Source organism: Pseudomonas sp. TH49 (genome assembly GCF_016650625.1).
Taxonomy (GTDB): Bacteria; Pseudomonadota; Gammaproteobacteria; order Pseudomonadales; family Pseudomonadaceae; genus Aquipseudomonas; species Aquipseudomonas fluorescens_H.
Map to the genome: position 1 here is coordinate 1140638 of NZ_JAEKFL010000001.1, position 15710 is coordinate 1156347.

General features: G+C 61.7%; 14 protein-coding genes and 1 pseudogene. 6 read left to right on the forward strand and 9 right to left on the reverse strand.

Annotated elements, in window-relative coordinates; genetic code table 11:
- Window positions 1-11 precede the first annotated feature (11 nt).
- The 6 genes and pseudogenes from JFU48_RS05195 (at window position 12) to JFU48_RS30495 (ending at window position 4393) form a co-directional block, all read left to right on the forward strand.
- A complete protein-coding gene (locus JFU48_RS05195; RefSeq protein WP_003220847.1) occupies window positions 12-293 on the forward strand; it encodes a twin-arginine translocase TatA/TatE family subunit in 282 nt (93 codons plus the stop codon).
- 9 nt (window positions 294-302) lie between these two features.
- The gene (gene tatB, locus JFU48_RS05200; RefSeq protein WP_201136008.1) at window positions 303-758 is read left to right on the forward strand and encodes a Sec-independent protein translocase protein TatB; all 456 of its coding nucleotides are present in this window, start codon (window positions 303-305) and stop codon (window positions 756-758) included.
- Window positions 755-1546, forward strand: coding sequence for a twin-arginine translocase subunit TatC (gene tatC, locus JFU48_RS05205; protein WP_003220842.1), 792 nt, complete (start codon window positions 755-757; stop codon window positions 1544-1546). The genes tatB and tatC overlap by 4 nt, the downstream gene beginning before the upstream one ends.
- Window positions 1543-2250, forward strand: a complete 708-nt coding sequence (locus JFU48_RS05210) for a 16S rRNA (uracil(1498)-N(3))-methyltransferase (RefSeq protein WP_201136009.1) — start codon at window positions 1543-1545, stop codon at window positions 2248-2250. Before tatC ends, JFU48_RS05210 begins: the two co-directional genes overlap by 4 nt.
- A gap of 343 nt (window positions 2251-2593) precedes the next feature.
- Window positions 2594-3538: pseudogene (locus JFU48_RS30490) on the forward strand (methyl-accepting chemotaxis protein); the annotation flags it as partial.
- 141 nt (window positions 3539-3679) lie between these two features.
- The gene (locus tag JFU48_RS30495; protein WP_371851388.1) at window positions 3680-4393 is read left to right on the forward strand and encodes a methyl-accepting chemotaxis protein; all 714 of its coding nucleotides are present in this window, start codon (window positions 3680-3682) and stop codon (window positions 4391-4393) included.
- A 147-nt stretch (window positions 4394-4540) separates the two neighbouring features.
- Here the strand turns inward: JFU48_RS30495 and JFU48_RS05220 are convergent, their stop codons facing one another.
- The 9 genes from JFU48_RS05220 to hutI all read right to left on the reverse strand — a co-directional run bounded on the left by JFU48_RS05220 (window position 4541) and on the right by hutI (window position 15638).
- Window positions 4541-5275, reverse strand: a complete 735-nt coding sequence (locus tag JFU48_RS05220) for an ATP-binding cassette domain-containing protein (protein WP_201136010.1) — start codon at window positions 5273-5275, stop codon at window positions 4541-4543.
- Window positions 5268-6227: an amino acid ABC transporter permease gene (locus JFU48_RS05225; protein WP_201136011.1), complete on the reverse strand. Its 960-nt coding sequence runs from the start codon at window positions 6225-6227 to the stop codon at window positions 5268-5270. The genes JFU48_RS05220 and JFU48_RS05225 overlap by 8 nt, the downstream gene beginning before the upstream one ends.
- A 132-nt stretch (window positions 6228-6359) precedes the next feature.
- On the reverse strand, window positions 6360-7157 hold the full coding sequence (locus JFU48_RS05230; protein ID WP_003220833.1) for a transporter substrate-binding domain-containing protein: 798 nt from the start codon (window positions 7155-7157) through the stop codon (window positions 6360-6362).
- A gap of 173 nt (window positions 7158-7330) precedes the next feature.
- Entirely contained in the window at window positions 7331-9901 is a 2571-nt protein-coding gene (mdoH, locus tag JFU48_RS05235; RefSeq protein ID WP_003220831.1) for a glucans biosynthesis glucosyltransferase MdoH, read from the reverse strand.
- On the reverse strand, window positions 9894-11678 hold the full coding sequence (locus JFU48_RS05240) for a glucan biosynthesis protein G (protein ID WP_201136012.1): 1785 nt from the start codon (window positions 11676-11678) through the stop codon (window positions 9894-9896). The genes mdoH and JFU48_RS05240 overlap by 8 nt, the downstream gene beginning before the upstream one ends.
- Window positions 11679-11985: 307 nt before the next feature.
- A complete protein-coding gene (dtd, locus tag JFU48_RS05245; protein ID WP_003220826.1) occupies window positions 11986-12423 on the reverse strand; it encodes a D-aminoacyl-tRNA deacylase in 438 nt (145 codons plus the stop codon).
- On the reverse strand, window positions 12420-13391 hold the full coding sequence (gene pip, locus JFU48_RS05250; RefSeq protein WP_003220824.1) for a prolyl aminopeptidase: 972 nt from the start codon (window positions 13389-13391) through the stop codon (window positions 12420-12422). The genes dtd and pip overlap by 4 nt, the downstream gene beginning before the upstream one ends.
- A 227-nt stretch (window positions 13392-13618) precedes the next feature.
- Complete coding sequence (gene hutG, locus JFU48_RS05255; RefSeq protein ID WP_201136013.1) at window positions 13619-14422, reverse strand: N-formylglutamate deformylase; 804 nt, start codon at window positions 14420-14422, stop codon at window positions 13619-13621.
- A 10-nt stretch (window positions 14423-14432) separates the two neighbouring features.
- On the reverse strand, window positions 14433-15638 hold the full coding sequence (hutI, locus tag JFU48_RS05260) for an imidazolonepropionase (protein ID WP_201136014.1): 1206 nt from the start codon (window positions 15636-15638) through the stop codon (window positions 14433-14435).
- Between the last annotated feature and the right edge of the window lie 72 nt (window positions 15639-15710).

Below are 15710 nucleotides of genomic sequence, written 5' to 3' on the forward strand. Positions count from 1 at the left end.
GGAACAGCAACATGGGCATTTTTGACTGGAAACACTGGATCGTCATTCTGGTAGTCGTGGTGCTGGTGTTCGGCACCAAGAAACTGAAAAACCTCGGCACCGACGTCGGCGAGTCGATCAAAGGCTTTCGCAAAGCCATGAACGATGACGAAAAACCGGCCGCCGATCCGACCGTAACGCCTGCGCAGCCCGTTCCACCGGTGCAGCCGCAGGCCACCGCTCAGGCCAACCCGCCGCACACCATCGACGTGCAGGCGCAGAAAGTCGAAGAGCCGATCCGCAAAGACGTGTGAGACTGACAAATGTTTGGTATCAGCTTCTCTGAACTGCTGCTCGTCGGCCTCGTCGCCCTGCTGGTGCTGGGCCCCGAGCGTCTGCCGGGCGCTGCGCGCACCGCCGGCCTGTGGGTCGGCCGACTGAAGCGCAGCTTCAACGCGATCAAACAGGAAGTTGAACGTGAGATCGGTGCCGACGAGATCCGTCGGCAACTGCACAACGAGCACATCCTGTCGCTGGAGCAGGAGGCGCGGAAGATTTTCACGCCGGTTCAGCAGGAGCCTGCGCCGGTTGAACATGTGAGTGAGCAGACGATTCATGCGCCAGCCGCGCCTACCACTCCTGCTCCGGCACCTGCTGCCAATGTGGCGACAGAATCCCTGCCCGCCGCTGCAGAGAATTCGGTTGAACACGTTGCTCCAGCCGCCGCGCCCGTAGCGCCGGCCCCTCACGACCCTACACTGCCGCCGCGAGCCCCATGAGCGATCTTCCCGAAAACGACCAGCACATGCCGCTGGTATCGCACCTCACCGAGTTGCGCACCCGCCTGCTGCGTTGTGTGGCGGCGGTGTTCATCATCTTCGCCGGGTTGTTCGCGTTCACCCAGCAGATCTACACCTTCGTCTCGACGCCGCTGCGCCAGTACCTGCCGGTCGGCGCGACGATGATCGCCACGGATGTGTCGTCGCCGTTCCTGACGCCGCTGAAGCTGACGATGATGGTCTCGCTGTTCCTCGCGATTCCGGTGATCCTGCACCAGATCTGGGGCTTCATCGCGCCGGGCCTGTACAAGCATGAGAAACGCATCGCGGTGCCGCTGCTGGTGTCCAGCATCCTGCTGTTCTACACCGGCATGGCGTTCGCCTATTACTTCGTGTTCCCGCTGATCTTCAAATTCTTCGCCGCCGCCACCCCGGCCGGCGTGGAAATGATGACCGACATCACCAGTTACCTCGACTTCGTGATGACGCTGTTCTTCGCCTTCGGCGTCGCGTTCGAAATCCCGGTGGCCGTGGTGCTGCTGGTGTGGATCGGCGTGGTCGACGTCAAATACCTGAAGAAGATTCGCCCGTACGTGATCATCGGCTGCTTCGTGGTCGGCATGATCCTTACGCCGCCGGACATCTTCTCGCAGACCCTGCTGGCAGTACCGATGTGGATGCTGTTTGAAATCGGCATTCTGTTCGGCAGCCTGGTCAGCAAGCGCGAACGCCCGGACGAAAATCCGGCCGACGATCACAACGACCAGCCGCCAGCGACCCAGGCATGAACCTGCTGTTGCTCGAAGAGGCCGACTTCATCGCGGCCGACCGCGTCGTGCTGCGTGACCGGCGCCTGACCCACATGCAGGAAGTGCATCGCTCGGAAGTCGGCGACAGCCTGCGGGTCGGGCGCATCAATGGCTTGATGGGCTCGGCCGAACTGCTGCGCCTTGAGGCCGGCGAAGCGGAATTGCGCGTCAGCCTCGATCAGTCACCGCCGGCCAAGCTGCCGCTGACCCTGGTACTGGCCCTGCCGCGTCCGAAGATGCTGCGGCGGGTGTTCCAGACCGTGGCGACCATGGGTGTGTCGAAGGTGATTCTGGTCAACAGCTACCGCGTCGAGAAGAGCTTCTGGCAGACGCCGTTTCTCGAGCCGGAAGCGATTCGCGAGAATCTGATCCTCGGCCTCGAACAGGCCCGCGATACCGTGCTGCCGGAAATCATCATCGAGAAACGCTTCAAGCCGTTCGTCGAAGATCGCCTGCCGGCGATCAGCGAAGGCACCCTCGGTCTGGTCGGCCATCCCGGTAACTTCCCGCCCTGCCCGCGCGCATTGAGCGAACCGGTGACGCTGGCGATCGGCCCCGAGGGTGGCTGGATCCCCTACGAAATCGACCTGCTGGGCAAGTCCGGCCTGCAACCGGTGCAACTGGGCGAACGTATCCTGCGCGTCGAAACCGCCGTCACCGCCCTGCTCGCCCGCCTGTTCTAAAAGGACTGTGGCGAGGGAGCTTGCTCCCGCTTGGGCGCGAAGCGGCCATTGCTCTTCCTTCAGATGAAAATGTGTTTGCCGGTTTTGCGACGGCTGCGCCGCCGGGCGGGAGCAAGCTCCCTCGCCACAATGCCGCTGCGTTCCGGACAAATCGGGTTACAGATTGCCACCCCCCAGCCGATACAGTCCCCATAAGTCCAATTAGTGGTCCGAGGGGAGTCGTCGCATGTACCGTTGGTTAGCCGAGAATCTTGGAAACGTCAGCGTCAAACGCAAGCTGGGGATCGGTTTCGGCCTGGTGCTGTTGCTGACGCTATTGATCACCTTCACCGGCTGGACCGGGATGAACGGCATCATCAGTCGCGGCGACAAGCTCGGGTTTATCTCCAGTCTCAACGAGTTGACCAAGGATCTGCGTCTGGCGCGTCTGGACTACGAAATGCGCCGGGGCGAACAAGGTCCAGGGGCGGTCAACGACTTGCTCGGCAAACTCGAAAGTGGTCTGCAAACTGCGCGTGGCGAGATTGAACAACCGGCTGACGCAGCGAAGGTCGACCAGCAACTGGCCGCCGTCGCCGAATACAAGCGCGCCTTCAACGACTTGATCCAGGCCGGCGCCAACCGCGAAGACGCCCGCAGCAAACTCGGTGCCACCGCCGACAACGCCGTGGCCAAGGTCGCCGAGGTGGAGAAGTCCATGTTGCAGGGCGACAGCGTCGCCCAGTTCAACGCGGTCATCGACCTGAGCAAACTGATCCAGCAGGCGCGCTTCCAGGTGCGCGGCTACACCTACAGCGGCAAGACCGAAGCCGAGCAGCCTGCACTCGACGCCATCGACAATGCCCTGAAAAACCTCGAAACCCTGCCGGCCAAATTGCCTGAGCAGCACATCGCCAACCTGCAACAGGCCACTGACTCGCTCAAGGCTTATCGCGCGGCGGTCAGCCAGTTCCGCGACTCGCAGGTCGCCAGTGCCAAGGCGCTGGCCCGCATGTCGACGCAGGGTGACCTGCTGTCCGACGTCAGCAAACAACTCACCGACTCTCAGACTATCGTGCGCGACACGGATGCCGCAGCAGCCAAAAACCAGTTGATCATCGCCACCTTGCTGGCCGTGGCCTTCGGCCTGCTGGCGGCGTGGGCGATCACTCGGCAGATCATCATTCCACTGAACCAGACCCTGAAAGTCGCCGAACGCGTGGCTGCCGGCGACCTGACCCATAACCTGGTGTCGCAACGCCGCGACGAACTCGGCCAGTTGCAACGTTCGATGCAGAGCATGACCCAAGGCCTGCGCGACCTGATCGGTGGCATCAGCGACGGCGTTACGCAGATCGCCAGCGCCGCCGAAGAGCTGTCGGCGGTGACCGAGCAGACCAGTGCCGGGGTCAACAATCAGAAGATCGAGACCGATCAGGTCGCCACCGCCATGAACGAAATGGCTGCCACCGTGCAGGAAGTCGCGCGCAACGCCGAGGAAGCTTCCGAAGCCGCCGTGGCCGCCGATCAACAGGCCCGCGAAGGCGACAAAGTGGTGGGTGAAGCGATTGCACAGATTGAGCGTTTGGCCGCTGAAGTCGGTCACTCCACCGAAGCCATGGGCGAACTCAAGCGCGAGAGCGACAAGATCGGCAGCGTGCTCGACGTGATCAAATCGGTAGCCCAGCAAACCAACCTGCTGGCGCTCAACGCCGCGATCGAAGCGGCGCGTGCCGGTGAGGCCGGGCGTGGTTTTGCGGTGGTCGCCGACGAAGTCCGCAGCCTCGCCCAGCGCACGCAGAAGTCCACCGAAGAGATCGAGGAACTGATCGTCGGCCTGCAGAACGGCACCCAGCAAGTGGCAACGATCATGGACAACAGCCGCAGCCTGACCGACAGCAGCGTCGAACTGACCCGCCGTGCCGGCGGTTCGCTGGAAAGCATCACCCGCACCGTCTCGGCGATTCAGGCGATGAACCAGCAGATTGCCGCGGCAGCCGAGCAGCAGAGTGCCGTGGCCGAGGAGATCAACCGTAGCGTGCTGAATGTGCGGGATGTGTCGGATCAGACGTCGGCGGCGAGTGAAGAGACCGCGGCGTCGAGTGTTGAGCTGGCGCGGCTGGGGACGCATCTGCAGATGCTGGTGGGGCGGTTCAAGGTTTGAGGTGATGCGAATACCTCGGTTGATAGAAATCCGAGGTGATGCCTTCGCGAGCAAGCCCGCTCCCACATTAGACCGCGTCCGCCTGGACAACTCGGTCAACTGTGGGAGCGGGCTTGCTCGCGAAGGCGCCAGATCAGGCGCTGAAAATTACAGGACCTGCCGCAGGAAAGCCTGCGCCCGCGGATCCTTCGGTGCATCGAAGAACTCGGCTGGGGAAGCATCTTCCAGCAGTTTGCCGTGATCGAAGAACAGCACCCGATCCGCCACTTCCCGGGCGAAACCCATTTCGTGGGTCACGCAAACCATGGTCATGCCTTCAACGGCCAGGTTCTTCATCACGTCCAGCACTTCACCGACCATTTCCGGGTCGAGGGCCGAAGTCGGTTCGTCGAACAGCATCACTTTCGGGTCCATCGCCAGCGCACGGGCAATCGCCACGCGCTGTTGCTGGCCGCCGGACAGGCGTGACGGGTATTCCCGCGCCTTCTGCGCAATACCGACCTTTTCCAGCAACGCCAAGGCCTTGGCCTCGCTTTCCTTGTGCCCGCGCTTGCGCACGACTTTCTGCGCCAGGCAGAGGTTTTCCAGCACGGTCATGTGCGGGAACAGGTTGAAGTGCTGAAAGACCATGCCGACTTCGCGGCGGTAAGCGTTGACGTCGGTTTTCGGGTCGGCCAGTTGCAGGCCATCGATGCTCACCGAGCCCGAGTCAAATTCTTCCAGGCCATTGAGGCAGCGCAGGAAGGTCGACTTGCCGGAACCGGACGGGCCGATCACCACCAGCACTTCGCCCTTGGCCACCGTGGTGCTGACGTTATCCACAGCCCGGACTACCTGGCCACGGGTGTCGAAGACTTTTACCAGATCGCGGACTTCAATCACTTTGCGCGAGCCTCCGCTCAAGCCGGCTGGCGATTTTCGACAGCGGCAGGTTGATCAACAGGTACAGGCCGGCGACGCAGAACAGGATCTCGAACGGCGAAAACGAGGTAGTGATGACTTCGCGACCGCTTTTCAGCAGCTCGGTAATCGCAATCACCGACACCAGCGAGGTGTCTTTCACCAGACTGATGAACTGTCCGGCCAGCGGTGGCAGCACGCGTTTGAACGCTTGCGGCAGTACCACGTGGCGCATCGACTGGCCGGCGCTCAGACCCAGCGAACGCGCTGCTTCATTCTGGCCACGGGCAATCGACTGCACGCCGGAACGGATGATTTCGGCCACGTACGCGCCAGTGAACAGCGACAGCGCGGCGATCCCGGCGAACTCGCGGGACAGGTTCATCACCGTGCCGATGAAGAAGTAGAAAATGAAGATCTGCACCAGCAGCGGCGTGCCGCGCACCAGTTCGACGTAGATGCTCGACAGGTCGCGCAGGGTCGGGTTGTTCGACAGGCGGCACAGCCCGGTGACCAGACCGATCAGCAGACCGAGTACCCCAGACACCACCGACAGCCACAGCGTGGTCCAAAGGCCCCACAACAGCGGCCCTGCCGCCCAGTGCCGGGTCACGCCCACGACGTCACCTTCAGCCACATCGTCGCCCTGAGCGAATTGCAGGCTGTTCTCGTCGACAGTCAGGTGCTGCTCGTCACCGGCGTCGTTGCGCAGGGTGACCTTCGCGCTGCCGCCCTTGCGCACCAGTTCGGTGACGGTGGAGATATCGGTGGCACGCTGGGATTCTTCGGCCTGATAGGCGAAGTACTGCGGCACGCGATTCCAGCGCCATTCGTAGGACATCAGCGACGTGGCGTAATACAACGCGCCCGCTAGGCCGACCAGCACCAGCACGGTCAGGACGTGCCAGGGCCATTGGGCTTTTTTCTGTTTCATTGCAGGTTCCGGATTTTGTGTTGCCTGGCAGGCCCTCTTCGCGAGCAAGCCCGCTCCCACATTTGGACTGCATTTCAAATGTGGGAGCGGGCTTGCTCGCGAATGGGGCGACTCGGTCTGACTGACCCAGTGTTATTCCATGTCCTTGAGCCACTCGGTGCTCTTGAACCACTTGTCATGGATGCGATCGTAGGTGCCGTCTTCGTGGATCTGGTGCAGGAAGTTGTTGATGAAGTTGATGCTGTCGTAATCACCCTTCTTCAGGCCGAAGGCCAGCGGCTCGTAGGTGAACGGCTTGTCGAGGAACACCAGTTTGCCGGCGCCGACCTTGTTCACCGCGACCACGTTGTACGGCGCGTCGTAGATGAACGCGTCCGCCTTGCCGTTGACCACGTCGAGCACGGCTTCCTGCTCGTTGTCGTAGCCGTGGTACTTGGCCTTGGCGATCAGCTTCTTGGCGACCATCTCACCGGTGGTGCCGAGCTTGGAGGTGATGCGGTAGTCGGCGGTGTTCAGATCTTTATAGGACTTGATGGTGCCTTCCAGCTCCTTGCGGATCAGCAGGGTCTGGCCGACGACGATGAACGGTTCGCTGAAGTTCAGGCGCAGGTTGCGTTCCTGGGTCAGGGTCATGCCGCTGCCGATCATGTCGAACTTGTCGGTCATCAAGGCCGGGATGATCCCGTCGTAACCGGTGGACACCAGCTCCAGCTTGACGCCCATGGCCTTGGACATGGCTTTGAGGATGTCGACTTCGAAGCCGATGATCTCGCCGCGCTTGTTGGTCATTTCGAACGGCATGTAAGTCGGATCCATACCGACTTTCAACGTGCCGCGCTTGACCGCGTCATCGATTGCGCCGGCGTGCGCCGCATTGACTGCAACCAGTGCCGTGACGCCGACCAGCAGCATCGACAGATACTTCTTCATCTTCAAGTCCCCAAAACCATTGCATGTGCGGCGCGAAAACCAGCAGTGATGGGCAAAAATGCCCGGGTGCGCCAATTCGGGGACGGATGCTAACGCACTCGTTCTTTTGCACAAGAGTTAATGGACGATTTGTTTAACAATAAAAAAGCCCCGCTGGATGGCGGGGCTTCTTATCAGGCCGGCTGAGCCTGCATGCTCAGCGGTCGCAACGGCAACAGCGGTGCATGCGGATCGGCTTTCACCGAGGCCCGCCAGGCATCCAGCCACTCGTTGTGGCCTTCGGCCCAGACCAGTTCGTGCAGACGCGCCAGCGCCACCGGATCGCTCAGCAATTGCAGGCGATCATGGTTGCTCAGTGCCGCCGGACCCGCCTTCAGGGCGTGACGCACACGCTCCTGACGCAGCAACTCGATCGGCTCGGCCTGACCGTGACGGGCCGTCGCCAGCGAGCACGCCAGGGCGTTCTGCTGCGGATCGACCACGGCGCGGACGAAGCCGTCGTTCAGTGCATGCCAACGGTTCTCGTGGGTGTACTGGTCGGTCGCCAGCAGTGCCTGCGGCGGATTGTATTCCTCGGGGATCAGGAACAGGCTCTCGTCACGGGACTTGAGGCCCAGACCGACACGGCTGGAAATCACCGACACCGGGATCGACAGCATCAGCGAACCGACGATCGGCACCAGCCACCACAGGAAGCTCGGGTTCAGCCAGATCACCAGCAGTGCCCAGCAGAAACCCAGCAGGGTCTGCGGGCCGTGGCGCTTGACCGCTTCGCTCCACGGCGTGGAGTCATCGTCACGTTGCGGCGAGTTCCAGGTCGCGGCCCAGCCGAGGAACGCGGCGAGCACGAAACGGGTGTGGAAAATCATCCGCACCGGCGCCAGCAGCATGGAGAACAGCATCTCCAGCAGCATCGACAGGGTCACCTTGAACTTGCCGCCGAACTCTTTCGCGCCTTTGGCCCAGATCAGGATGATGCTCAGCAGTTTCGGCAGGAACAGCAGCACGATGGTCGTCGAGAACAGCGCGATCGCCTTGTCCGGGTGCCATTGTGGCCACAGCGGATAGAGCTGACGCGGTTCGAGGAAATACTGCGGCTCCATCAGTGTGTTCACCGCCAGCAGCGCGGTCGACAGCACCAGGAAGAAGAACCACAACGGCGCCGACAGGTACGACATCACGCCGGTCAGGAACACCGCGCGGTGCACCGGGTGCATGCCTTTGACCAGGAACAGGCGGAAGTTCATCAGGTTGCCGTGGCACCAGCGACGGTCACGCTTGAGTTCATCGAGCAGGTTTGGCGGCAACTCTTCGTAACTGCCCGGCAGGTCGTAAGCAATCCACACGCCCCAACCGGCACGACGCATCAGCGCGGCTTCGACGAAGTCGTGAGACAGGATCGCCCCGGAGAACGCACCTTTACCCGGCAACGGCGCCAGGGCGCAGTGGTCGATGAACGGCTTCATGCGGATGATCGCGTTGTGACCCCAGTAGTGGGATTCACCCAACTGCCAGAAGTGCAGACCGGCGGTGAACAGCGGACCGTAGACGCGGGTGGCGAACTGCTGCATACGCGCATACAGCGTGTCCATGCCCGACGCACGCGGCGCGGTCTGGATGATCCCGGCGTCCGGCGTGGCTTCCATCAGGCGCACCAGACTGGTCAGGCACTCGCCGCTCATCACCGAGTCGGCGTCGAGCACGACCATGTACTTGTAGTCACCGCCCCAGCGACGGCAGAAGTCGTCGAGGTTGCCGCTCTTGCGTTTCACACGACGGCGACGGCGGCGATAGAAGATCTTGCCGAAGCCTTTGGCTTCACGGCAGACATCCAGCCAGGCCTGTTGCTCGGCAACGCAGATATCGGTGTCGTTACTGTCGCTGAGGACGAAGAAGTCGAAGCGATCCAGATCACCGGTGGCCGCGACCGATTCGAACGTGGCGCGCAGACCGGCGAATACCCGCGGCACGTCTTCGTTGCAGATCGGCATCACCAGCGCAGTACGGGCGTCTTTCGGAATCGGCTCGTTGCCCGCGCTTTTGCCGGAGATACGGTATTTATCGTGACCGGTGAGCAACTCGAGGAAGCCCATCAGCGCGGTCCAGAAACCGGCCGAGACCCAGCAGAACAGAATCCCGAACAGAATCAGGATGCTGGTTTGCAGTGCATACGGCAGCACTTGCGTGGCGGTTTGCAGCAGCGGCTGGTGCAGGACTTCGTCCAGATCGACGAACGACCAGCCCTGGTACGGCATGATGCCTTTCATGTACCAGCCGGCAACGATGGTCTGACCGAGCATCAGCAGCAACAGAATGTAGCGACGGATCGAACCGACGGTGCGCCAGCGCGCAGCCGGCAGAACGCGCTCGTCTTTCGGCGGCTTCGGCGGATTGGTGCGCCCGGTCAGGCGGCGCCAGCCACGCACCAGAATATTGGTGCGCCACGGCTCCGGCACGACCTTCGTGCGGCGAATCGGCGGCGTGGCTTTCAGGCTGACCCGGCCACTGGCGTCCAGCACCAGCATTTCCGCCTCTTCGAGTTCTTCGGCGGTGCTCAGGGTCAGACGCTTGCCCACCGAAGCCTGGGCGGCTTCGGCAGGGGCGTCGAACGTCGACGACGACAGGCGTTGGTGCAGTTCGCTGAAGGACTGGCAGCCCGCGAGTTCCGCGCGCTGCTCGTCGGTCATCGGCAGATGCGCCAGATACTCGGACAGAGTCTCCGGCTGTACTTGAGAATTACTCATCGGCAGGCAACTGATAGCTCCAGGTCTCGGTCAGGACTTCTTCAGTCGGTGCCGATTCCGGTGTGGCTGGGGCCGCGTTTGCAGCGGATGGCTGCTTGGCGTCTTTGTTGGCCTTGTCCTTGGCATCTGCGGTTGGCTTGGCGTCGGCCTGTTTGGCTTCGGCGGCCTTGGCTTCCTTGTCTTCCTTCTCTTGTTGCTTGGCCGCGACCTTGTCAGCCTTGGCCACCGACGAGTTCGACGCCGGTACCGAAGACTTGGCCAGATCAGCGGTCACGACTGGCTGTACCAGTGCGGCGCGCATCTCGGTGGCCTTGCTCGCGTCCTTGATCTTCATCCGCAGAGTCAGGCGCCAGCCTTTGGTTTCCGGGTTGTAGCGCACGCTGTTCTCGACCAGTTCGGCGTTATCGCCAACGCTGACCTGACTGCGCACGTCGGCATCCGGGGCCAGAGCCGCCAGCGATGGACCTTCGAAGTCGACCAGGTAAGCGACGCTGCCGTCCGGCTGACGAATCAGGTTCGACTGTTTGACGTCGCCGGTCGAACGCAGGGTCTGCTTGACCCAGGCGCTGTCGGGGGCGTGAATCGCCGCTTCGTCCATTGTCCAGTGCATGCGGTAGGCGAAGTCCAGCGGCTTGCCTGGCTCCGGCATGGTTTCCGGACTCCAGAAGGCAACGATGTTGTCGTTGGTTTCGTCGGCAGTCGGAATTTCTACCAGATCAACGGTGCCCTTGCCCCACTCGCCCTTCGGCTCGATCCAGGCGCTTGGGCGCTTGTCGTAGCGATCGTCGAGGTCTTCGTAGTGGCTGAAGTCACGGCCGCGCTGCAGCAGGCCGAACCCACGCGGGTTCTCGACACTGAAGTTGCTCACGGACAGGTGTTTCGGGTTGTTCAGCGGACGCCAGATCCACTCGCCGTTGCCGGCATGAATCGACAGACCGCTGGAGTCGTGCAGTTCACGACGGTAGTTGAGGACTTTCGACGGCTGGTTGGCGCCGAACAGGAACATGCTGGTCAACGGCGCGATGCCCAGTTTGCCGACCTTGTCACGCAGGAACATCTGCGCTTTGACGTCGACAATGGTGTCGCTGCCCGGGCGCACGATCAGGCGGTAGGCACCGGTGGCACGCGGCGAATCAAGCAGGGCAAAGATCACCAGGTGCTTGTCGCCCGGCTTCGGCTGTTGAATCCAGAACTCGCGGAAACGCGGGAATTCTTCGCCCGACGGCAGCGCGGTATCGATCGCCAGGCCACGGGCCGACAGACCGTAGGTGTGACCTTTGCCGACGACGCGGAAGTAGCTCGCGCCGAGCATGGTCATGATTTCGTCTTGCTTGTCGGCCTTGTTGATCGGGTACAGCACACGGAAACCGGCGTAGCCCAGTTGCTCAGTGGCCTTCGGATCGAACTTGAGGTCGCCGAAATCGAAGCGGGTCGGATCGTATTTGATCTCTTCGACGGTGTTCGCCGTGATTTCGTTGATTTTCACCGGCGTATCGAAGTGCATGCCCTGGTGGTAGAAGGACAGCTTGAACGGGGTCTTCTGATCGGCCCACTCCGCCTTTTCGGTGAGGAAGCGGATTTTCTGGTAGTCCGCGAACTTCATGTCACGGAATTCGTTCGGCAGGTTGCTGCGCGGGGCTTCGAACTTCTGCCCGGCCAGCTCTTTAGCCTTGGCCGATACATCGTCAAGATTGAACGCCCAAAGCTGGCCGGCGCTGAGCAGGCACAGGAGCGCCGAACCCGCTACCAGGGCACTTCGCATGCGTTTGGCAGACATTTTTGCTGCATTACAGGGACTAACAATCACGAGCAACCCTCGCCGAAAACAGATCAAAAAACCAACGGCCAGCTATCTATATGCCAGGTTGGCGAGCATTGTTCCGACTCCGCTAGGGCAAAATGATTCCCCAATCGGATCCAGACAAGTCTCTACCTAAGTCAAAAATGGAACAGCGAACGCTGATCCCCATAGCGCGCGATTATCTAGTAGCCCGCGTGACAACGCATCAGGGGTAACAAAGTATTTATCGCGAAAAACGCCTGTTTTCAGTCGAAAAGCCCTTGAAAAGATGTTTCAAGCGCTTTCATGTCTGTAACAGGAAGGTTACCGGGCCATCGTTGACCAGGTGCACCTGCATATCCGCGCCGAATCTACCTGATGCCACAGTGCCATGCATCTGTTTCGCTTTGCTTAATAGATAGTCGAACAATTCCTCGCCCAATGCCGGAGGGGCCGCGGTCGAGAAACTCGGGCGCAACCCGCTCTTGGTGTCGGCAGCCAGGGTGAACTGAGAGACCAGCAGCAACCCGCCGCCCACATCCGCCAGGGACAGATTCATCTTGCCCTCGGCGTCACTGAATACCCGATAGTTAAGCAGCTTATGCAGAAGTTTGTCGGCGCTGGTACGGGTATCGTCGGGTTCGACCGCCACCAGCACCAGCAAACCCTGATCCACCGCACCGACTATCTCTCCGGCGACTTCGACTCGCGCACCGCGCACGCGCTGTAAAAGCCCCTTCATGCTTCTTCGGGCGGCAGGTCGAGCAGGCGACGGGCCATGTTGCTCGCGGCACGCACCAGTGCATCGGTGATGCCCGGTTCGGACGCGGCGTGACCGGCGTCGCGAATCACCTGCAGTTCGCTATTCGGCCACGCCTGATGCAGCTCCCAGGCGTTGTCCAGCGGACAGATCACGTCGTAACGACCGTGAATGATCACCCCCGGCAGATGGGCAATCTTGCCCATGTCGCGGATCAGTTGATTCGGCTCGAGGAACGCATTGTTGGTGAAGTAGTGACACTCGATCCGCGCGATCGACAGGGCGCGCTGCGGCTCGGAGAAACGATCGACCACCAGCGGGTTCGGCCGCAGGGTCGCGGTGCGCCCTTCCCACGTCGACCAAGCCTTGGCCGCGTGCATCTGGGCGATCTGATCGTTACCGACCAGACGCTTGTGGAAGGCGCTGAGCAGATCGTCGCGCTCGTCCAGCGGGATCGGCGCGATGTAGTCCTGCCAGTAATCGGGGAACAGACGGCTGGCACCGGCCTGATAGAACCACTCGATTTCCTGCGGGCGGCAGAGGAAGATCCCTCGCAGGATCAGACCGTGTACGCGCTCCGGGTGGGTTTGCGCGTAGGCCAGCGCCAGGGTCGAACCCCACGAACCGCCGAACAGCACCCATTTGTCGATGCCCAGGTGCTTGCGGATACGCTCGAGGTCGGCGACCAGATCCCAGGTGGTGTTGTTTTCCAGGCTGGCGTGCGGGGTGGAGCGTCCGCAGCCGCGCTGGTCGAAGGTAACAATGCGATACAGGTTCGGATCGAAATAGCGACGGCTCTGCGCGTCGCAACCGGCACCCGGGCCGCCGTGGATGAACACTACCGGCAAGCCTTCCGGCGAACCGCTTTCGTCGACGTACAGCGTGTGGGTGTCATCGACAGCCAGATCGTGCCGGGCATGGGGTTTGATCTGCGGAAACAATGTCTGCATTGCGCGCTCCGTAAGGGGTCGAGGTCATCCCTGGGGGGACTTCTATTATTCTGCCGTTGGGCATCATAAACCCGATTTACGTCAATGAGCATGCCCGTACGCAGTCACAATTTTTCTGCTGCATACAAAACCTGTGGGAGCGGGCTTGCTCGCGAAAGCGCTGTGTCATTCAACGCATATGTTGCCTGATGCGCCGCCTTCGCGAGCAAGCCCGCTCCCACAGTGGGTTATGCGGTGTAATGCGACTTTGCCCAGGCCAGATAGCCCTGCATCAACTCCTTCAGCACCACCTGCGTCGGCTCTGCCAGATCGGCGCGGTAGCGGAACGGTTCGAACTCTTCCATGTAGGTGCTCTGGCACAGTTCCAGCTGCACGGCGTGGATGTCCTGGGCAGGGTTGCCGTAATGGCGGGTGATGTGGCCGCCCTTGAAGCGCCCATTGAGCACGTGGCTGTAATTGCCATGCCGGGCGCAGATCGCCTGCAGTTGCTCCGCCAATTGCGGATCGCAGCTCGCGCCGTTGAAGGTGCCGAGGTTGAAGTCCGGCAGTTTGCCGTCGAACAGGTGCGGGATGATCGAACGGATCGAATGCGCGTCGAACAACAGCGCATAGCCGAACTCGGCTTTCAGACGCGCCAGCTCCTGTTGCAGGGTGCGGTGATACGGCGTCCAGATCTGTTCCAGGTAGGTCGCGCGTTCTTCTTTCGAGGGCTCGTGCCCTTCGCGGAACAACGGAATGCCATCGAACAGCGTCGCCGGGTACAGCCCGGTGGTGGCGCCGGCATACAACGGTTTGTCATCGGACGGACGGTTAAGGTCGATGACGAACCGCGAGTACTCGGCGGCCAACGTGCTGGCGCCGAGTTCCTCGGCAAAATCGTAAAGCTGCGGAATGTGCCAGTCGGTATCCGGCAGGCTTTTCGCATCGGCGATCAGCCCGGCCTCGACCGCTGGTGTCAGACGCACGCCGGCATGCGGCATGCTGATCAGCAGCGGTACGCGACCTTGTTTGAAACTCAGAACCTTATCCACAACCGCTCTCCTACAGACTTGATTCGACGCCGTGACGCACGACGCGTTTGTCCAGATCACCGCCGAGCCAATAGGCCAGATCCGCCGGACGATCAATGTGCCAGGCGACGAAATCCGCGACCTTGCCGACTTCCAGCGAACCGTGCGTGTCGGCCATGCCCAGCGCCTGCGCGGCATGAATGGTCGCACCGGCCAGGGCTTCTTCCGGGGTCATGCGGAAACAGGTGCAGGCCATGTTCAGCATCAGGCGCAGCGACAGCGCGGGCGAGGTGCCGGGATTGAGGTCGCTGGCGATGGCGATCTTGACCTTGTGTTTGCGCAGGGCGTCCATCGGCGGCAACTGGGTTTCGCGCAGGAAATAAAACGCGCCCGGCAGCAGCACGGCGACGGTGTCGGACTTGGCCATGGCGATGGCGTCATCCTCATCCATGAACTCCAGATGATCGGCGGACAACGCGTGATACCGCGCGGCCAGACTGGAGCCATGCAGCGACGACAGTTGCTCGGCGTGCAGCTTCACCGGCAGGCCGAGTTTTTGCGCAGTGATGAACACCCGCTCGACCTGCTCCGGCGAGAACGCCAAGTATTCACAGAACGCGTCCACCGCATCGACCAGCCCTTCGGCGACCAGCGCCGGAAGCATCTCGGCGCAGATGTGCTCGATGTAGTCGTCAGCGCGATCCTTGTACTCCGGCGGCAGCGCATGAGCCGCCAGACAGGTGCTGCGCACGCTGATCGGCAGCTCTTTTTCCAGGCGACGAATGACGCGCAGGATCTTGCGTTCGCTGGCCAGATCCAGACCGTAGCCGGACTTCATCTCGACCGTGGTCACGCCATCGCGCATCAGGCTTTTCAGGCGCTTGGCGGCGCTGGCGAACAGCTCGTCTTCAGTCGCTTCACGGGTGGCGCGCACGGTGCTGGCGATGCCGCCGCCCTGCGCGGCGATCTCGGCGTAGCTGACGCCTTGCAGGCGCTTCTCGAATTCGCCGCTGCGGTTGCCGCCGAACACTGTGTGGGTGTGGCAGTCGATCAGCCCCGGGGTGACCCACGCGCCTTGCAGATCGTTGACCGCCGGATATTCGCCGGAAGGCAGCAGATTGCGCGGACCGATCCACTCGATGTGCGCACCGGACGTGACGATGGCTGCGTCCTCGATGATCGAGTAGACGCCCTGCGCCATGGTTGCGACGTGGCAGTGTTGCCAGAGGGTTTTCATCCCAAGTCCTCGTCTTGTTCAAAATCGATTCGCGAGCAAGCCCGCTCCCACAGTTGAAATGCATTCCCCTGT

What these genes read in the sequence shown, in the direction of transcription:
- pip (WP_003220824.1), bottom strand. Translation starts at nt 13,391, where the DNA reads ATGCAGACATTGTTTCCGCAGATCAAACCCCATGCCCGGCACGATCTG.
- tatB (WP_201136008.1), top strand. Translation starts at nt 303, where the DNA reads ATGTTTGGTATCAGCTTCTCTGAACTGCTGCTCGTCGGCCTCGTCGCC.
- JFU48_RS05240 (WP_201136012.1), bottom strand. Translation starts at nt 11,678, where the DNA reads ATGTCTGCCAAACGCATGCGAAGTGCCCTGGTAGCGGGTTCGGCGCTC.
- hutI (WP_201136014.1), bottom strand. Translation starts at nt 15,638, where the DNA reads ATGAAAACCCTCTGGCAACACTGCCACGTCGCAACCATGGCGCAGGGC.
- JFU48_RS05225 (WP_201136011.1), bottom strand. Translation starts at nt 6,227, where the DNA reads ATGAAACAGAAAAAAGCCCAATGGCCCTGGCACGTCCTGACCGTGCTG.
- JFU48_RS30495 (WP_371851388.1), top strand. Translation starts at nt 3,680, where the DNA reads ATGAACGAAATGGCTGCCACCGTGCAGGAAGTCGCGCGCAACGCCGAG.
- JFU48_RS05230 (WP_003220833.1), bottom strand. Translation starts at nt 7,157, where the DNA reads ATGAAGAAGTATCTGTCGATGCTGCTGGTCGGCGTCACGGCACTGGTT.
- mdoH (WP_003220831.1), bottom strand. Translation starts at nt 9,901, where the DNA reads ATGAGTAATTCTCAAGTACAGCCGGAGACTCTGTCCGAGTATCTGGCG.
- JFU48_RS05210 (WP_201136009.1), top strand. Translation starts at nt 1,543, where the DNA reads ATGAACCTGCTGTTGCTCGAAGAGGCCGACTTCATCGCGGCCGACCGC.
- JFU48_RS05195 (WP_003220847.1), top strand. Translation starts at nt 12, where the DNA reads ATGGGCATTTTTGACTGGAAACACTGGATCGTCATTCTGGTAGTCGTG.
- tatC (WP_003220842.1), top strand. Translation starts at nt 755, where the DNA reads ATGAGCGATCTTCCCGAAAACGACCAGCACATGCCGCTGGTATCGCAC.
- dtd (WP_003220826.1), bottom strand. Translation starts at nt 12,423, where the DNA reads ATGAAGGGGCTTTTACAGCGCGTGCGCGGTGCGCGAGTCGAAGTCGCC.